Genomic DNA, 17,122 nt, shown 5'->3' on the forward strand with positions numbered 1-17,122 from the left:
GCTGGCGTAAAGCCGGCTTCTTTTTTTGAAAAGAAATATTAAATAGAAAAGAGGTTAATTATGAGTAGTGAAAAAGAGCAGATTAAAAATACTATTAATGAAGTACAGAAAGTTGTAGATTTATTTTATCAGCAAAACGATAAAGATGCCTTTGATAAATTTTTGATTGTATTAGAAGATATGACAAATGCTATTGACAATCTTGCAACATATAAAAATACTAATCCGGGATTTGCAATGGATGATAAAAAAATATTTAGTATATTAAGCAATGCTATGGAAGCCCTTGAATCGGATGACAAGGTGCTTTTGGCAGATATATTACAGTATGATTTTATAGAATATATTGAAAGTCTTGTAGAAAAAATGGAATAAAATAAAAGAGCAAAGGAATCGAAATAATTATGAAATTGCTTGATTATAATCTGGAAAAATTAAAAAGTAAAAATGAGTATCTGTATGATTGCATAAACACAATTTTAGCTGATCAAAGAATATATGACGAAATATCAAACAAATTTTTTGTGATTGAAACAAAAAATGGCAGTAAAACAATAGAATGTTTAAGTGGTCATAATAAAATAAGACTGAACAGTATGTATAATCCTGAGAGAGAAGCACAAAAATGGGTAATAAATTTTAATAATATATCAAATTATACATCCGTGGCTATGTTTGGTATCGGAAACGGAGTATTTTATAATGCGTTGAAAGAAAAGTTAAATTTACACGCAGATATATTTTTATATGAACCGGATGTTAAGTTATTTATTTTTTGTTTAGCCAATTTTGATTTGTCGGATATATTATGTAATGACAAAGTTTTTTTGTATATAGATGGTATAAATGGTGACAGATTTTTAGAAGATATGTCAGAAAAAATAAATTGGGCAATGTTGTCAACGCAGCTTGAGTGTTTTCATCCGGCATATGATAAGCTTTACAAAGAGAAGTATTTTAAATTTGAGTATGAACTTGAAGAATTTAGAAACATTATTATTGCCAGAAAAAACACATCACTGCTATATGCAAAAAAATTTACTGTAAATGCATTAAAAAATCTAAGGTTTATAAAAGAAAGCAATTATATTAGTGAATTAAAGGGAAAAATAGATAAAGATGTCCCTGTGATAATTGTGTCAGCAGGACCGTCACTTGATAAAAATATAAACATTTTAAGAAAGGCAGAGGGAAAAGCCTTTATATTGACGGTTGATACAGCAGTTAAATACCTGCTTGCAAATGACATCAAATTTGACGCTATAGTAACTGTAGACGGCAGAAAGAGTCTTAAACACTTTAATGATGACAGATGTAGCCGATATCCGTTATTTACTGTACCGGATGCAAAAAGTGATGTACTTGAAAAAAATCATTCAAGAAAAATATGGATAAATGGAACAGGATATTTACAGGTTTTGTATGAAAAATACAATATGAAATTTCCAAAATATATTTCCGGAGGTTCTGTTGCAACAGCGGCATTTTGGATAGCAGAAATTTTGGAAGTAGAAAAGATAATACTTGTTGGGCAGGATCTTTCATATGACGGTGAAATGACTCATGCAGGAAAAATAAAACAAAATGTAGGGTGGAAAGATTCACAGGAAATATATGTTGAGGGTATAAACGGAGATAAAGTAAAGACAAGAGCTGATTGGTTAAATTTTATCAAATGGTTCGAGAATGCTGTTGAGAGAGTAAAGGGAAAAACAGATGTTATAGATGCTACCGAAGGTGGAGCTAAAATTGCAGGAACATTAATTATGCCGTTGCGTGATGCTATAGAAAGATATTGTAACAAAGAATTTAAATTCTCGAAGATTTTAAAAGAACTGCCTGTTACATTTGATGAAAGAGTATATACAAAATTATGCAATGATATATACAGTATAAAAAATGGACTTGTGGAAATATCTAAGGCAGCAAAAAAAGGAAGTATGTCAGCGATAGATAATATAGATATGCTTAAGAATAAAAAATATTTATCAGATAAGTTAAACCGGAATCAGGAAATAATGGTTCAATCGCAGAAACAGATTCAAAATCAGGATATATATATTCTTCTTGATGAATATATATCAGCAGATATAGAAGAAAGATTAAGTACGGTTGGTGAGCATTATGATAATGTCAGGGATGAATTATTGGAAAAAAGTATGAATTCTAAAGTTTTGTTTGCTGCTTTAGAAAAAGCAGCAAATGAATTGTTACCTGTTTTAGAAGATACAATAAAGCATCTTTAGGCAGCAGAGGAATATAGAATATGAAAAAAAGCATACAATATTTGGACAACATAATAAGAGCAGTATCTGAAAATATATATTATAAAAAAAATAAATTGTATGATAAAACAGACAGAATTTGCGAATATGTTTCTGAAGAATTACAAAAGCTGGTTGTTTTTTTAAAAGAAATAAATGACGAAAAATTACAACAACAGTTTATGGAACTTATGGAAAAAAACGATGTATATGGCGGTGAATTTTTAAAGATTGTATGTAAGATAAAAGAATATATATTGAGTAAGTATAAAACAGATGCATCTTTGTATTGCGGTAAAAATCTGGATTTATTATTAAAAAAAGATAAAAAATTGTATGAATATGTTATTGATAGCAGATTATCATGCGGCAGTGAAGAAAGAAAATACCAAATAGACTGGAATAGAATATTTGATATTTCGATGATAATTGAGAAAGAAAAAAGAGAAAAGATTAATATTTGTTCTTTTGGAAATCCGTGGCAAGAGGCATTGCTTTATGCACATAGTATAAATGATAATGCGGATGTGTGTATAATATTTGGCTTTGGGCTGGGGTATCATATCCAGGAAATGGCGGCAATGTATCCCAATATGGAGATATATGTGCTAGAGAATGATATTGAGCAGATAAGAACAGCAATAAATTATAGAAATATGACAGATATATTGGCAAATAGAAGAATCCATATTATATATTGCAATGAAATATTGGAGTATGCCGGAAATTTGGAAAGTATTATTCAAAAATATGACAGAGATATAATTGATTGTAAAATGTGGATGCCATCAGTTAAGGCAATAGAAAATAATGAATTAAAAGAACTGTTAGAACAGTATAAGATTTCTTTTTTTTCGATGGAGTATTTTGAAAATGATCTTATACGGAATTTTGATAACAATATATCATTAAATGATGATAATATAGATGACATAAGAAAAAATGTTATCGGAAAAAATGTAATATTGATTGCTGCGGGACCATCTCTTGAAAATGAACTTGTGTCTCTAAAGGCTGTTTTAGAGTCAAACGAAAGACAAAACATATGCGTTATCTGTGTTGGAAAGATTAGCAGGAAGTTGTTGGAAAATAAAATTAAGCCTGATTACATAGCTGTTACTGATGCAAAAGATAGTACAAGATGGCAGATATCTGGCATTGAAGATTGCGGAATTCCATTGTTGTATCTTTCCACAGCAGCATCAAATGTTGTAAGTTCATATACAGGAAAGAGATATATTGCTTACCAAAACGGTTTTGAAAAGGCTGAAAAAATGGCAGAAATAAAAAAAAATACATTATTTGATACCGGCGGTTCAGTAGCAACATTTGTCATAGATGTTGCAATAAGGTTTAAGTGTAAAAGTCTTATATGTGTAGGTCTTGATTTGGGGTACGCAGGCGAAAGTTCCCACGCATTAGGTGTCGGAAAGAAAATTGTTGATAAAAACAGGCTGAAGAAAGTTGAGGCTGTTGGGGGAGAGGTTATTTATACAAACAAGAACTTGGATTTATATAGAAAATGGATAGAAAAAAGGGTTTCAAATGAGAAAAATATAAACATGATAAATGCATCACATGGTGCGAGGATAAATGGAATGGAAGAAAAAAGTATAAAAGATATATTTAGAAAAAAATATGAAGTTTTGGCGGTAATACCAGCAAGAAGCGGTTCTAAGAGTGTTAAAGACAAAAATATAAGACTGATTGCCGGAAAACCTATGATAGCCTATTCGATAGAACACGCATTAAAAAGTCCTAGTATAAACAGAGTTATAGTAAGTACGGATAGTGAAGTATATGCAAATATATCAAAAGAATATGGAGCGGAAGTTCCGTTTTTGCGTCCAGATGAATATGCTACGGATACTGCACTTGATATAGATGTATTTAAACATGCATTGTCATACCTTAAAGAAGAAGAAAATTATGTGCCGGATATAGTAGTTCAGCTTAGACCAACTTATCCTATAAGAGATATACAGGATATTGAAAATATGATAAAATATCTAATAGAACATCCGGATGTTGATTCAGTCAGATGTGTGGCACCGGCAAAAGAAATACCGTATAAGATGTGGTTTATGGATCAGGATGGATTATTAGAACCAATTATGAAAGACATTCCTGAGTGTTACAATATGCCGAGACAACAGTTGCCAAAAGTATATTATCAAAATGCCTGTATAGATGTATTTAGAACCACTGTCGTTACGGAGAAAGATTCTATGACGGGAGATGTTATAGCTGGTTATCAGATGAATGAGAACTATGATATAGATACTGAAGAAGATTTCATTAGGGCAAGTGAAAGTATCAAAAGGGGACTTTAATAATGGAATATTTAGAAAAAAATCTTGAAAAATTAAGAAAATACCGTAAATATTTTTATGAAAAACTTATTGATATTATGCAAAAAGGAGATTTGAAGTATGATAGGTTTAATATTCTCACAACAAGAGATGGAGATAAAACAATAGAAATTGCAGTAGGAAATGAAAGGCATAGATTGAATAGCCTCTATAGTCCTAAAAAAGAAGCGGAAAGGTGGGCTGATAAATATAAATTTAACAACATAAATACATCAGTAGTGATGTTCGGCATCGCAAATGGTGTTTTTGCAAGAGCAATACTTGACAAATTGAAAAAGGATGCTGTCTTTTTTCTTGTGGAACCGGATTTATCGTTATTTGTCTATTGTCTTAAAAATTTTGATATGCGTGATATAATATCAGATGCAAGGGTACATTTTTTTGTTGATACCATAAATTATGAAGATATTTATTTTTCTTTTTTAAATACGATTACAGAAGTTATGCTTCCTAATCAATTTGTCTGTACATATCCGGAAATGGATAGGATTTATGGTGATAAAGCTCAGAATTTCATGGAGATTATTAAGAATTGCTATGGTGTGCAGTTATCACTTGGAATAGATTTTTATAATGTCTATGAGAAAACAGTATATAATACTTTCAAAAATCTGCATTTTATTAAAGGAAGTAATTATTTGACGGAATTTATAGGAAAGATACCTGATGAGGTTCCTGTTATTATAGTATCAGCAGGACCATCACTTGATAAAAATGTAGATGATTTAAAAAAAGCAGAGAAAAAAGCTTTTATTGTTGCTACGGATACAGCTGTTAAAACACTGATAGCACATGATGTTCCTTATGATGTTATAATAACAAAAGATGTAAAGAAAAGTGCTATACATCTAAAGGATGAAAGATGTCATGATCATCCTATGATAGCAGATATATGTTCTAAAAATAGTATATTGGAAGAAAACAAAGGGCATAAGATATGGAACAACACATCTAATTTTATGTGCAGGCTGTATGCCAAATATGGATTAAAATACACATCGTGTATGCTTGGAATGTCAGTAGCAACAGATGCATTTACGATGGCTGAGCTCATAAGTGCTAAGAGAATAATTTTGATAGGGCAGGATCTTGCATATGCTGGAGAGTATTCACACGCAGGAAGTGTAGCAAATCATAGTTATGATAATATAAACGGAATTTATGAGATAGAAGGAATTTATGGGGATAAAGTAAAGGCGAGAGGCGATTGGGTAGATATGATTCATTGGTTTGAAGCAGAAATTGCAAAAGTCAGGGATGATATAGATGTTATTGATGCAACGGAAGGTGGTGCTAAGATACAGGGAACGAGAATAATGAAGCTTTCAGAAGCTATAGAACTGTATTGCAAGAAGAAATTTGACTTTCAGGAAGTATTAAATCAGATGCAGCCCACATTTTCGGAAGATATGTATGAAAAATTAAGAGAGGACCTGTACAATATGAAAAAGGAGCTGAGTGATATATATAGTTGTTCAGAGGAGGGTATTAAAGCTGCGGATGATATGCTTTTATTACTTGACGGACAAGAAACTCAGCAGGCAGACATAAAGCTTGGAGAAAAAGCGGAGATTGTCAAGAAAAACATGAAATTTATTGAAGAACAACTGGTATATGAAATAATAAATGATTATATGGAAACAAAAATTAAAAGTGCATTAAAAATAAATATGCTCGGTGATGATAGAGCAGAAAATGCAAAGTTTTCATGTGAGTTATCAAAGGAAGCATTTAATGCAGCAATAGAGACGGTAGATTACGCAATGCCAATCTTACAGGAGGCATTGGAGAGTATATGAGAGAAGTGGAGGATAATAAAATGAGCAGATTATTTAATGATTTATTTATTTTTGAGATGGCAAACAGTCATCAGGGAGATGTGGAACATGGAAAAGACATCATCCATGAAATGGGAAAGATTGCAAGAAAGTACAATATAAATGCAGCAGTAAAACTACAATATAGAAATCTTGATAATTTTATACATCCTGATTATGTAAACAGAACCGATGTACCACATGTGCCAAGATTTATGAGCACAAGACTTACATATGATCAATTTACTGAACTTGTTGATGCTATCAAGGAAGAGGGAATGATAGCCATTAGTACACCATTTGATGAGGGTAGTGTAGATTGGTGTATGGAACAGGGAATAGATATCATAAAGATTGCAAGCTGCAGTTCACTTGACTGGCCACTACTCGAAAAGGCAGCAGCAACGGGTAAACCGCTTATTATATCTACAGGTGGAAAAACATTATCAGACATAGATAAGCTTTATAATTTCTTTTCACACAGAAAATGTGATTTTGCATTTTTGCATTGTATTGCTGAATATCCGGCACCTGCCGACCATCTGCAACTTGATTTTATTGACCGCATGAATAAAAGATATAGAGATGTTACAATAGGATATTCCGGTCATGAAGATCCTGATGATAATACGGTTGCAATGCTTGCTGTTGCAAAGGGGGCAAAGATACTTGAAAGACATGTTGCACTGCCGACAGAAAAATATTCAATAAATGCGTATTCAATGACACCTGCTCAGGCAGATAAATGGGTTGAAGCAGTAATAAAAGCAAGAACTATATGTGCCACAAAGAAAGAAAATGACAAATATGTAAGCCAGGCAGAGATTGATTCTCTTAATTCTCTTATGCGTGGAGTATATCTTAAACATGATGTAAAAGCAGGAGATACAATAGGCATTGATGATGTATTTTTTGCCATGCCATGTCAGGAAAAACAGATGAATAGTGGAGAGTTTAACGATGGTATAGAAGTATCCAGAAATTATGCAGCTAATGAGGCACTTTTTGAGACAAGACATATTACATCGACAAAGCTTGCAAGAAGTGTTATACATGATGCTAAAGGTATGTTGTATGAGGCTGGAATTGTACTTGGAGATGACATAGAGATAGAACTGTCACATCATTATGGGATGAAGAATTTCAGACAGACAGGTGCTATCATAGTAAGTGTTATAAACAGAGAATATTGTAAAAAAATACTTATAGTGCTTCCGGGGCAGAAACATCCTATGCATATGCATAAGATAAAAGAGGAAACATTCCAGCTTTTATATGGAGACCTTGAAATTGTGCTCGATGGAGAAGAAAAGGAGCTTAAGGCTGGTGATGTTCAGACGGTTCTTCGAGGACAGAAACATGCATTTACATCAAGAAATGGTGCAATATTTGAAGAGATTTCAACAACACATATACGCAATGATTCATATTATGATGATCCTAAAATAAGTAAACTTGACCCTATGGATAGAAAGACAATATTGCGTAAGTGGTAATAAAAAGGTGGAGTGAATTGGATTGGATATAAGGAAATTTAAAAGTGAAAATTATAGTAAAATATAGAGGAAAGGGATTATAGATAAATTTTTGAGTGTATTGTCAAGTGACGATGAGATAATAAATGTAATAATATAAAAACGGTAAGCTATATAAAATTTTTTGTATAGCCTACCGTTTTTAATATAGTAAATTATTTTTCTACAACAGCGAATAAAGTATCAGCTTGCTTATTTTTTATTAAAGAATCTATATATTCTTTATTTAAATCATCTGTTATCAAAGCTTTATATACAGAACTTAGGCGACCGCTTGGTCTGCCGTCAGATAACCAGTATAAGTTATTAGAAAGATTGTACCGCTGTATCTGGCTAATCTCGTAATTTGAAAATTTGCAATTATCAAAAATGTATTTAAGCCCTTTTTCATTATAATTAAAAAGATGTGCTTTTTTATAATAATGTTCTATAAATGGACGGCATCGAAAAGTTTTTAACATTACATCGTCAACATTAGGAACCTCTATATAAATCTTTCCGTTTTCATTTAATAATTGTTTTAAATTCTTGAGAAAATCAATTGGTTTTTCAATATGCTCTAATACATGAAACATAAAAATTTTATCAAATTTGGTTTCAAAGTCTTCAGGATTTTTGGCTACATGAATATTATATTTGGTAAGTCTGTCTTTAATATATGCCCTGGCTTTACTATCCCATTCGGTAGCATACACATCTTTTACATAAGCAGATATAGCAGCAGTGAAATATCCAACAGAAGAACCTATTTCAAGAATTTTGTCATTGGCTGATAAGTCATTTTTGACTCGTTCGGTTCTGAGTTTTGCCTCGCCTAAAAAATTATTAAATACTTTATCGAGTTCGGTGTAGTCGTAATAATCTGCAGTATGCACCTCTTCTCTAAAAGTGCCGTCGTAATATTCTGATAAATCTTGAGAGGGAAGTGGATACATAAAATGTGTTTCGCAGTTTTTGCATTTATACATTTTACATGAATCATCAGTAATATTTCGTATTTTATAATCTTGTAGTTCGACTTCAGTACATCCGCAGAGTTTACATTTAATATTTAAATTGTTAAGCATTTCAACCTCCATGTCGAGTATAACACAATAATTTGGTTATATATGTGTATATATACCATTATCTATATCGGCATAAATAAAAAAAGATGTAGGAGAGAGAATAAGAATATTATAAAGTTAAATAGGAAAAGTGTATCTAGAAAAAAATGGAAAACATTTAGTTTGAATATGGGATTAAACAAAATAAAAAAAATGTCGATATATATATCAAGTAAAGCAGCAGGGAAGCTGTGAACAGACAAATGAACATTTCATGGAGGAAATAGTAATGATTATCAAGATAACTGATAGACTACATTATTGGGGGCAGTTATTACTGTTGCCGGTCTATTGGTTATCTTTTTTAGTACCACGAGATAAAAAAATTTGGCTTTTTGGCAGCACTTTTGGAAGAAGATTTGCAGATAATCCCAGATATTTATATCTTTATGTAAGCCAGCATAGAGATGAATTGGGAATCAGACCTATTTGGATATCACATAACGAAGATGTAGTTAAAATGTTGAATGCTGAAGGTTATGAAGCATATATGTATCACAGTTTGAAAGGAATTTGGTTTGCTTTACGCGGAAAGCTTTATTTGTATGATAATTATTCAAAGGATATAAATTTTTGGCAGAGTGGTGGTGCACTTAAGATAAACCTATGGCATGGGATACCTTTAAAGAAAATTCAGCATGATAATGTTTTTGATAAATTCAGACATCCGAAAAATTTTTGGGGAAAAATAAAGAATTTCCCAAGAAATATCTCAGATGAAAAACCGAGTCACTATGTACTCACTACATCCGAAAATTTAAGATATATTTTTTCTTCGGCGTTTAAGACAGAAAATATTTTGATTGCAGGATATCCAAGAAATCAGGTTCTTATATCCGATGATATAAAGAATATATATTTAGATGAAGAGAATAGAGACAGAAAAAAGATTATCAGTTTTTTGAAAAAAAAAATAAATGGTGGAAATAAAAAAATGATTTTTTATATGCCAACATTTAGAGAAAGTGAAACTCTTTTTTTTCAAAATTTTGATAGAGATGATTTTCAAAAATTTTTAGAAGAAAATAATCTTTTGTTTTGCATAAAACTTCATCCAAAGTCAAAGCTTAATGAAGAATTTAGAAATATTCAAAGTGAAAATATTATGGTAATAAATAAGGATGCAGATCCATATGTTTTTTTGAAAATGGCAGATGTGCTTATTACAGATTATTCGTCAATATATTTTGATTATCTGTTGCTTGACAGACCAATAATATTCTTCGCCTATGATTTAGAAGAATATTTGAATGATTCGAGAGAAATGTATTTTGATTATGATGAGTTTACACCAGGGGAGAAGGTAAACGATTATCATGAATTAAAAAAAAGCATATTAAGATGTGTAAATTTGGACAATGAAAATCGAGACGAATATTCTGATTTTAGAAAAAAGATCAGAGAGAAAGTTTTTGAGTATGATAATTTGAAAACTTGCTTGGCGAGTATAGAAATGATAAGTTATGCAAAGAAAAATTAATACAGGGGAGGTGCAGAGGTGTATTATACAGATGAAAATATAAAGAATTTAAAACGAATTTATGATCAAAATAGTAGAAAGCAGTATGTGAGATTGGATTTAAATGAAAACCCAGGTGGATTAGATGAAAATTTTATAGAACAAACTTTAAAAGAGATTACGCCGAGGCTTATATCTGAATATCCGGAAACATTAGAGTTTTCACAAAGTCTGGCAGATTATTTGAAAGTGGATTTGGAAAATATTTGTCTTGTAAATGGATCATCAGAGGGAATAAGATATATTATAGAAATTTTTACTTCTGTTGGTGGAAAGATATTAGGGGTGGTGCCTACATATGCTATGTTTGAAGTGTATTCTAAAATGTATGGTCGTGAATTTGTAACTGTATCTTATACAGATGAGTTAGAAATGCCGATTGAAAATATATTGTCTGCAATGACTCCGGATATACAATTATTGATATTGGTTAATCCAAACAATCCTATGGGAAATGCTTATTCGGAAAAAAACATTAAGAAAATAATAAAGAAAGCAAAAGAAAATGAAATAACAATATTAATAGATGAGGCATATCACTATTTTTATCCAAATACTTTTTTGAAATATGCTTTAAATGAAGAAAATATTTTTGTTACGAGAACATTTTCAAAGTTGTTTTCTCTGGCAGGACTTAGACTTGGATATGTCGTTGGAAAGAAAGATGGAATAAAGCTGGTGCAGAAATTGTGCACACCACATAATGTAAATGCAGTAGCAATGTTATTTGCACAAAGGATTATTGAAAAACCAGAGATTATTGATGAACTTATCGAAAAGCATAAATTTGGCAGAGCGTATTTGATAAGTGAATTAGAGAAGAACTCTTATCAATATAAAGGTGAAAACGGTAATTTTATTTTTATCAGACCCAAAACAGATGCAGATGAAATCGTAGATATAATGAGAAAAAAATATGGAATCTTGATAAAAAGTTATGATGGAATAGGCAGATTTGGAAAATGCTTGAGAGTAACTACGGCAGAAAAGAAGTATATGGAGAAGTTTGTTACGGCATTGCTAGAGATAGAAAAAAGCATTAACTGAATTAAAGGAAAGGCATAAAATATGGGATACTATGATAAAAAGTGCAATGAATTGATTGAGGAATATGGTCTTATTAGAAATGACTTTATAGACAGTGTCCAGATACACAATATTATACTTGGATTATTGCAGCAGAAATGTTTGAAAGGAAGAATTGCTTTATGGGGGGCGGGATATAATAACTCCCTTACAAGTCATGCAGCTGTCCTTCTAACAAAGTATGCAAGTTGTCTTCAGGGAGTCGTATGTTTGATTGATTCATGTAAGGAGATACAGGGAAAAGAATACTTTGGACATCCTATCATAGCTCCAGAGGATATTGAAAAATACAATTTAGATTTAGTAATTATTTCATCACGTTCAAGTGGTGAATCCATAAAGAAGAGCTTGGAAAAATTCGGACTCGGAATAGAAAGTCTGGATATATATCAGGAACTAAGAGATAGAGGAATAGATATACATTATAATTTCTTTGAAGAAAGAAGTTTTTATTCGGAGTTATATGATGTAAGAATTGAATATGAACAGGCGGAGGATGATAAAAAAGCAGATGTTTTGCGGAAACTCATTGCTTCGTATATGCATATAAAAGATTTTTATTATGGAATAAAGTATATAGATGAGTATATAGAAAATGGTTATAAGGAAAGCAGTTTATTAGCGGAGTTTAAAGAAAAACTTTTAAATATAATTGCTGATGTAGCAAGGAAAAATTCGGAAAGAAAAGATGACATTACAATACACTATATTGATGCATTAAGAGCTATTGATGTATTTGATAATGAAAATCCTGGGAGATATAAGGTACTTAAAGATTATTTAAAAGATTCTGCAGTTTTTAAAAATATATATTCCACTGCACCTACAACATATGAGAGTATGTATAGTGTAACCACAGGAAAGATGCCGTTTACTGAGAATGTTTATGAAGATCGTTTTATATTTGCTCCCGAAGAGTTTCCGGTTATGATGGAAGCTATAGACAGAAATTATAAAATAAACCTTTATTCATCAGGAGAGTGGAGAATTATAAGAGAAGATAGCAGGGTGAATTATGTAGATCAGATACATTTTACAGATAAATTATGGAAGATGGCATGTGATACGGCTGAGAGTAGTGAAAAAACATTTAATTATCTTTACTATCCATGGGAACTTCACTTTCCATTGTTATGCGGATTTCATAGAAAAAAACCGGTGCCGATGGGATTTAAAGATGTTGGAATAGTAGATATGTCAGAATTTATAGAGGGACAATTAGCTGATTGTCTTGACTATGTAAATCTTCAACTTGACTATTTTAAAAACATAGTAGCTGATAATGGCTATACAGTTATATTTAGTGACCATTCTCAGATTGTATATGATGAGGAGAAATGTGTACCGTTTTTTGATTATTATAATTATCCAGATCGTTCGACTCATTGTGTAATGGCTATAAAAGGGCCAGGCATAGAACATAAAGAATATGATGAAGTTGCATCACTAGTGGACTTTAATAGGATATTTAAAGATTTTATATGGGAGAGAAATTATAAATTACCAGAGAGAAAAATTGCACAGTTCCAGTATTATAGTACGCATAACAAGGCTTTCAGAGATGTAGCCGAAGAAAAAGGACTTACTGATTACATTGATGGAATAGCAGGTTTTATATCAAAAGATTATTTATATGCAGTTACTAATACAGGAGTTAAAGAAGTGTATCGCATGGGAAATCATCGTGATAATATTATTGATACTCCAGAGGGTATGGCATATGCCGAAGAGATAAATAATAATTATAAAATTGAGTTTCCTAAATTTTTGAAATTAACATATTGATTTGTATTAAATTAATATGAATTGTAATATCAGTGATTGTGAGGTGATGAACTTGAAAAAAGTAATTACATATGGAACATTTGATTTGTTTCATTATGGTCATCAAAATTTGTTAAAAAGAGCAAAAGAACTTGGAGATTACCTTATAGTAGGGGTAACATCAGAAGATTTTGATGTCAACAGGGGAAAGTTGAATGTTCAGCAATCATTGATGGAAAGAATTAAAAATGTAAAAGAATCCGGCTATGCTGATGAAATAATAGTTGAAGAGTATGAGGGGCAGAAGATAGATGATATACAGAAATATGATATAGATATATTTGCTATAGGTTCAGACTGGAAAGGTGATTTTGATTATCTTAAAGAATATTGCGATGTTGTTTATATTGATAGGACAAAAGGAATTTCAAGTTCAGAAATAAGAGAAAAACAGCAGTCTGTAATTATGGGAATTATAGGAAAAGGCACAATGATAGATAAATTTGTGTCTGAGTCTAAATTTGTAAGCGGAGTTACCATAGGTGATATATGTGAACCTGTATTATATGAGGATAGTGCAGATATAAAGTTTGCAAAAGAAAAAGATATAGAAGATATGCTTAAAAAATCTGATGTGGTTTATATATTGACAGGACCGGCAGCAAGAGGGGATTATGTAAAAAAAGCATTAGATAATGCTTGCCATGTTATGTGCGAATCTCCAATATCGTTGAAAAAAGAACAGACAAAAAAATTGTATGATTATGCAAAGAAAAAAGGGATTGTATTGTTTGAAGCACTTAAAACAGCTTATATGAAAGCTTTTAACAGATTGGTTGTTCTTGTGAAAGGTGGGATTATAGGTGATATAAAAGCAATCGATGCTACTTGTACATCAATGCAGCCATCAAATAAATGGTTTTATAATAAGGAAAATGCGGGGGGGAGTTTTACGGACTGGGGACCGTTTGTATTATTACCTGTTTTAAAAATTTTTGGTTTAGATTATAAAAAATGCAGTTTTGTAACAGATATTGATGAAAAAAAGGGAATAGATATTTTTACACAAATAAGTTTATTGTATAAAAACGGTATTGCAAACTTAAAGGTAGGATATGGAGTCAAATCAGAAGGTGATTTGGTTATTTCTGGTACGAAAGGATATATATATGTACCGTCACCGTGGTGGAAAACCGAGTATTTTGAAGTCCGTTTTGAAAATTTTAATGATAATAAAAGATACTTTTATAAGATTGATGGTACAGGAGAACGATATGAGATTGCAGAGTTTATGCGAGAGATAAGAACAAAGGATAGAAATGTATTATTATCATCTGAAGTGTCATGTTTTATAGGATATGTTATGGAAAGATTTGAAAGTAAAGATGAAGACACTGCTATTTTGAAAAAAGGAGAGTAACATGAAAACGAAAATTTTACAATATAGCGAGGTTGATTCGGAAGAATGGGACGATTTTGTATATAAAAATAAGGGTGGATATGCATATCATCTTTATGATGTTATAGCATTGGATCGCTGGGAAAATGATAAAAATAAATCTTTTGCGATTTTTGATGAAGATCGGAAAGAGATAGTTATGATAATGCAATTACATTTGGAGTATAAAAAAATCACAGATAATGGGAATAGCGAGTTAAGGGCTAGACTTCATTCAAGGTGGGGGTTCGTATATAAAGACGGATTACATAGAAAAGAATTTAATAAATTGGTAAAAGGATTTAAAGAATATATAGATGAATTATATAAAAAATATAATGTTTATAATGCTATGGAAATCGCTATTCCACCATTGTGTGAATTGATGCAGCCACAAAAAGGAAATTTGATAAATCAGACAATGTTTTTTGGGTACAGACCATCTGTTAGGTATACTGCAGTGGTTGATTTAAAAAAGAATATAGAAACTATGCTGGCAGATTGTGAGCAGACAACAAGACAGGCAATTCGTAAGATTTCAAATGAAAAGAGATATATAGTGAGAATGGCAGATTCTACAAGAGAAGATTTTGATATATATGTAAAGTTACATAAAATGACCTATACAAGGACAAATTGTGAACATGCTATTATAAGAGATGAGTATAATGAAAATATATTTTTTAATTTAATGCCAAAGGATTTGTGTAAAGTATATTTTTTGGTTGATGAGCATGAAAATAAAGTTGTTGCAGCAACAGTAATTTTGTTATTCAAAAATACAGCATATTATTGGTGGGGGGCATCTGAAAATGACAAAGAAGATGGAGTAAATAAATATTTATTATGGAAAGTAATGTTAGAGGTTAAGAAATTATATAGCGATGAATATGAATATTTTTGGTTTGAAACAGGTGGGATATATTTATGGGCAAGAAATGGGAAAACTAAAGGATTATCTGATTTCAAAAAATGTTTTGGAGTAAAAATTCATCCTATATGGACTGGAACATATTGTTGTTAATTGGAGGAAATATATGGAATTTAAAACATGTGCTGAGTTTGCATTTAGTAATTTGGAAAAAAAAATAAAAGAGTTTAATTTATTTAAGAAAAAAATATATATATATCAGTATAGCTCACCTGCTAAATTGTTTATTACATATTTATTGGAAAAACAGATAAACATAATTGCTATTGTTGATATAAGAAATGATAAATTGGATAAAAAATTTTTAGGAATTCCTGTAATTGATATTAAAGAATTTGAAACAAAGATTGATGATGATAGTGTATTGTTATGCGAAAGAGGACAATATGAAAAATGCATTTTAGATATTAAATATTCCAGCAAAAACAGAATTATTAAGAAAATAATAAGTATAGATGTATATAATTATAAGGCTAAAGAGGATTGTCTGGAATGGAAAGATAGCTATCACAATATTGAATTAAAAGAAGTACATGATGAAATGTTAGATATACTAAAATGGTTTCATGAATTTTGTGAAGATAATAATTTATATTATGTTTTATATAGTGGGAGTTTAATTGGTGCAATAAGACATGGGGGTATTATTCCATGGGATGATGATATTGATGTAATTATGCCGGCGGGAGATTATCTTAAATGTTGTAAAATGTTGAGTGGAATAAAAAAATATGAATTTAAAAGTATATTTAGTGAAAATAATCATCCATTTATAAGTACGATATCAAAGTTGACATCTAAACATTATAGATATGAAGAAAGAAATTTTCCTTTACGTGTAGATATGGGAATAGGAATGGATATATGGCCGTTGGGAGGAGTACCAGAAAATGAGGATAAACAGTTAGAATTTTCACAAGAATTAGAAAATATAGGAAATGAATGGAAACAGAAAGTAGTTATTCCGTATGGAACAATGGAATATAAAAAAGAATTGTACGAATATATGGTAAATAAGATAAAAGATGCTATTAAAAGGTATGATATAAAAAATAGTAGATATGTTTCATGTGTATATTGTGGAACATTTGGATTTAATGGTAATAAATCGAGAGTGATGTTAAAAGAAGATTATTTAGAACGAAAACTAGCGAAATTTGAGCAATATAATTTTTGGATTCCTAAGGGATATGACAAAATTTTAAGAACGGATTATGGTGATTATATGGAGATACCTTCTATTGAGAAAAAATTAGATAAAAAGATTAAAGTTTATTATAGATAAAAGGG

General features: G+C 30.8%; 12 protein-coding genes. 11 read left to right on the forward strand and 1 reads right to left on the reverse strand.

Annotated features, from left to right (window positions below):
* Positions 1–60: 60 nt before the first annotated feature.
* From DW721_RS06235 to DW721_RS06255, 5 genes are read left to right on the forward strand one after another with little or no spacing between them, the layout of a single operon-like run.
* A complete protein-coding gene (locus tag DW721_RS06235; protein ID WP_022015206.1) occupies positions 61–375 on the forward strand; it encodes a hypothetical protein in 315 nt (104 codons plus the stop codon).
* A 29-nt stretch (positions 376–404) separates the two neighbouring features.
* Positions 405–2,246 carry a 6-hydroxymethylpterin diphosphokinase MptE-like protein gene (locus tag DW721_RS06240; RefSeq protein WP_118745184.1) on the forward strand — a complete coding sequence of 614 codons (1,842 nt, stop codon included), beginning with the start codon at positions 405–407 and terminating at the stop codon, positions 2,244–2,246.
* A 20-nt stretch (positions 2,247–2,266) separates the two neighbouring features.
* Positions 2,267–4,597: a 6-hydroxymethylpterin diphosphokinase MptE-like protein gene (locus tag DW721_RS06245; protein ID WP_118745185.1), complete on the forward strand. Its 2,331-nt coding sequence runs from the start codon at positions 2,267–2,269 to the stop codon at positions 4,595–4,597.
* A 2-nt stretch (positions 4,598–4,599) separates the two neighbouring features.
* Positions 4,600–6,435, forward strand: coding sequence for a 6-hydroxymethylpterin diphosphokinase MptE-like protein (locus tag DW721_RS06250; protein ID WP_022015209.1), 1,836 nt, complete (start codon positions 4,600–4,602; stop codon positions 6,433–6,435).
* Positions 6,436–6,455: 20 nt separating this feature from the next.
* Positions 6,456–7,949 (forward strand): N-acetylneuraminate synthase family protein, encoded by a 1,494-nt coding sequence (locus tag DW721_RS06255; RefSeq protein WP_172794186.1) that lies wholly within the window; start codon positions 6,456–6,458, stop codon positions 7,947–7,949.
* Between the two features lie 194 nt (positions 7,950–8,143).
* Here the strand turns inward: DW721_RS06255 and DW721_RS06260 are convergent, their stop codons facing one another.
* The gene (locus DW721_RS06260) at positions 8,144–9,055 is read right to left on the reverse strand and encodes a class I SAM-dependent methyltransferase (RefSeq protein WP_022015211.1); all 912 of its coding nucleotides are present in this window, start codon (positions 9,053–9,055) and stop codon (positions 8,144–8,146) included.
* A gap of 268 nt (positions 9,056–9,323) precedes the next feature.
* Between DW721_RS06260 and DW721_RS06265 the strand changes: the two genes are divergently transcribed.
* From DW721_RS06265 to DW721_RS06290, 6 genes are read left to right on the forward strand one after another with little or no spacing between them, the layout of a single operon-like run.
* Positions 9,324–10,574, forward strand: coding sequence for a CDP-glycerol glycerophosphotransferase family protein (locus tag DW721_RS06265; protein WP_055945858.1), 1,251 nt, complete (start codon positions 9,324–9,326; stop codon positions 10,572–10,574).
* Between the two features lie 18 nt (positions 10,575–10,592).
* The gene (locus DW721_RS06270; protein WP_055945861.1) at positions 10,593–11,660 is read left to right on the forward strand and encodes a histidinol-phosphate transaminase; all 1,068 of its coding nucleotides are present in this window, start codon (positions 10,593–10,595) and stop codon (positions 11,658–11,660) included.
* A 21-nt stretch (positions 11,661–11,681) separates the two neighbouring features.
* Positions 11,682–13,484, forward strand: coding sequence for a hypothetical protein (locus DW721_RS06275; protein WP_055945864.1), 1,803 nt, complete (start codon positions 11,682–11,684; stop codon positions 13,482–13,484).
* Between the two features lie 52 nt (positions 13,485–13,536).
* Positions 13,537–14,883: an adenylyltransferase/cytidyltransferase family protein gene (locus DW721_RS06280; RefSeq protein ID WP_055945868.1), complete on the forward strand. Its 1,347-nt coding sequence runs from the start codon at positions 13,537–13,539 to the stop codon at positions 14,881–14,883.
* 1 nt (position 14,884) lies between these two features.
* Positions 14,885–15,925, forward strand: a complete 1,041-nt coding sequence (locus tag DW721_RS06285; RefSeq protein ID WP_055945871.1) for a GNAT family N-acetyltransferase — start codon at positions 14,885–14,887, stop codon at positions 15,923–15,925.
* Between the two features lie 13 nt (positions 15,926–15,938).
* Positions 15,939–17,117, forward strand: coding sequence for a LicD family protein (locus tag DW721_RS06290; RefSeq protein ID WP_055945874.1), 1,179 nt, complete (start codon positions 15,939–15,941; stop codon positions 17,115–17,117).
* Positions 17,118–17,122 lie beyond the last annotated feature (5 nt).

Source organism: Clostridium sp. AM27-31LB, assembly GCF_003480745.1.
GTDB classification, from domain to species: Bacteria; Bacillota; Clostridia; order Lachnospirales; family Lachnospiraceae; genus Butyribacter; species Butyribacter intestini.

Coding starts and splice junctions, on each gene's coding strand:
- DW721_RS06265 (WP_055945858.1), top strand. CDS start 9,324: ATGATTATCAAGATAACTGATAGACTACATTATTGGGGGCAGTTATTA.
- DW721_RS06235 (WP_022015206.1), top strand. CDS start 61: ATGAGTAGTGAAAAAGAGCAGATTAAAAATACTATTAATGAAGTACAG.
- DW721_RS06240 (WP_118745184.1), top strand. CDS start 405: ATGAAATTGCTTGATTATAATCTGGAAAAATTAAAAAGTAAAAATGAG.
- DW721_RS06285 (WP_055945871.1), top strand. CDS start 14,885: ATGAAAACGAAAATTTTACAATATAGCGAGGTTGATTCGGAAGAATGG.
- DW721_RS06255 (WP_172794186.1), top strand. CDS start 6,456: ATGAGCAGATTATTTAATGATTTATTTATTTTTGAGATGGCAAACAGT.
- DW721_RS06245 (WP_118745185.1), top strand. CDS start 2,267: ATGAAAAAAAGCATACAATATTTGGACAACATAATAAGAGCAGTATCT.
- DW721_RS06275 (WP_055945864.1), top strand. CDS start 11,682: ATGGGATACTATGATAAAAAGTGCAATGAATTGATTGAGGAATATGGT.
- DW721_RS06290 (WP_055945874.1), top strand. CDS start 15,939: ATGGAATTTAAAACATGTGCTGAGTTTGCATTTAGTAATTTGGAAAAA.
- DW721_RS06260 (WP_022015211.1), bottom strand. CDS start 9,055: ATGCTTAACAATTTAAATATTAAATGTAAACTCTGCGGATGTACTGAA.
- DW721_RS06250 (WP_022015209.1), top strand. CDS start 4,600: ATGGAATATTTAGAAAAAAATCTTGAAAAATTAAGAAAATACCGTAAA.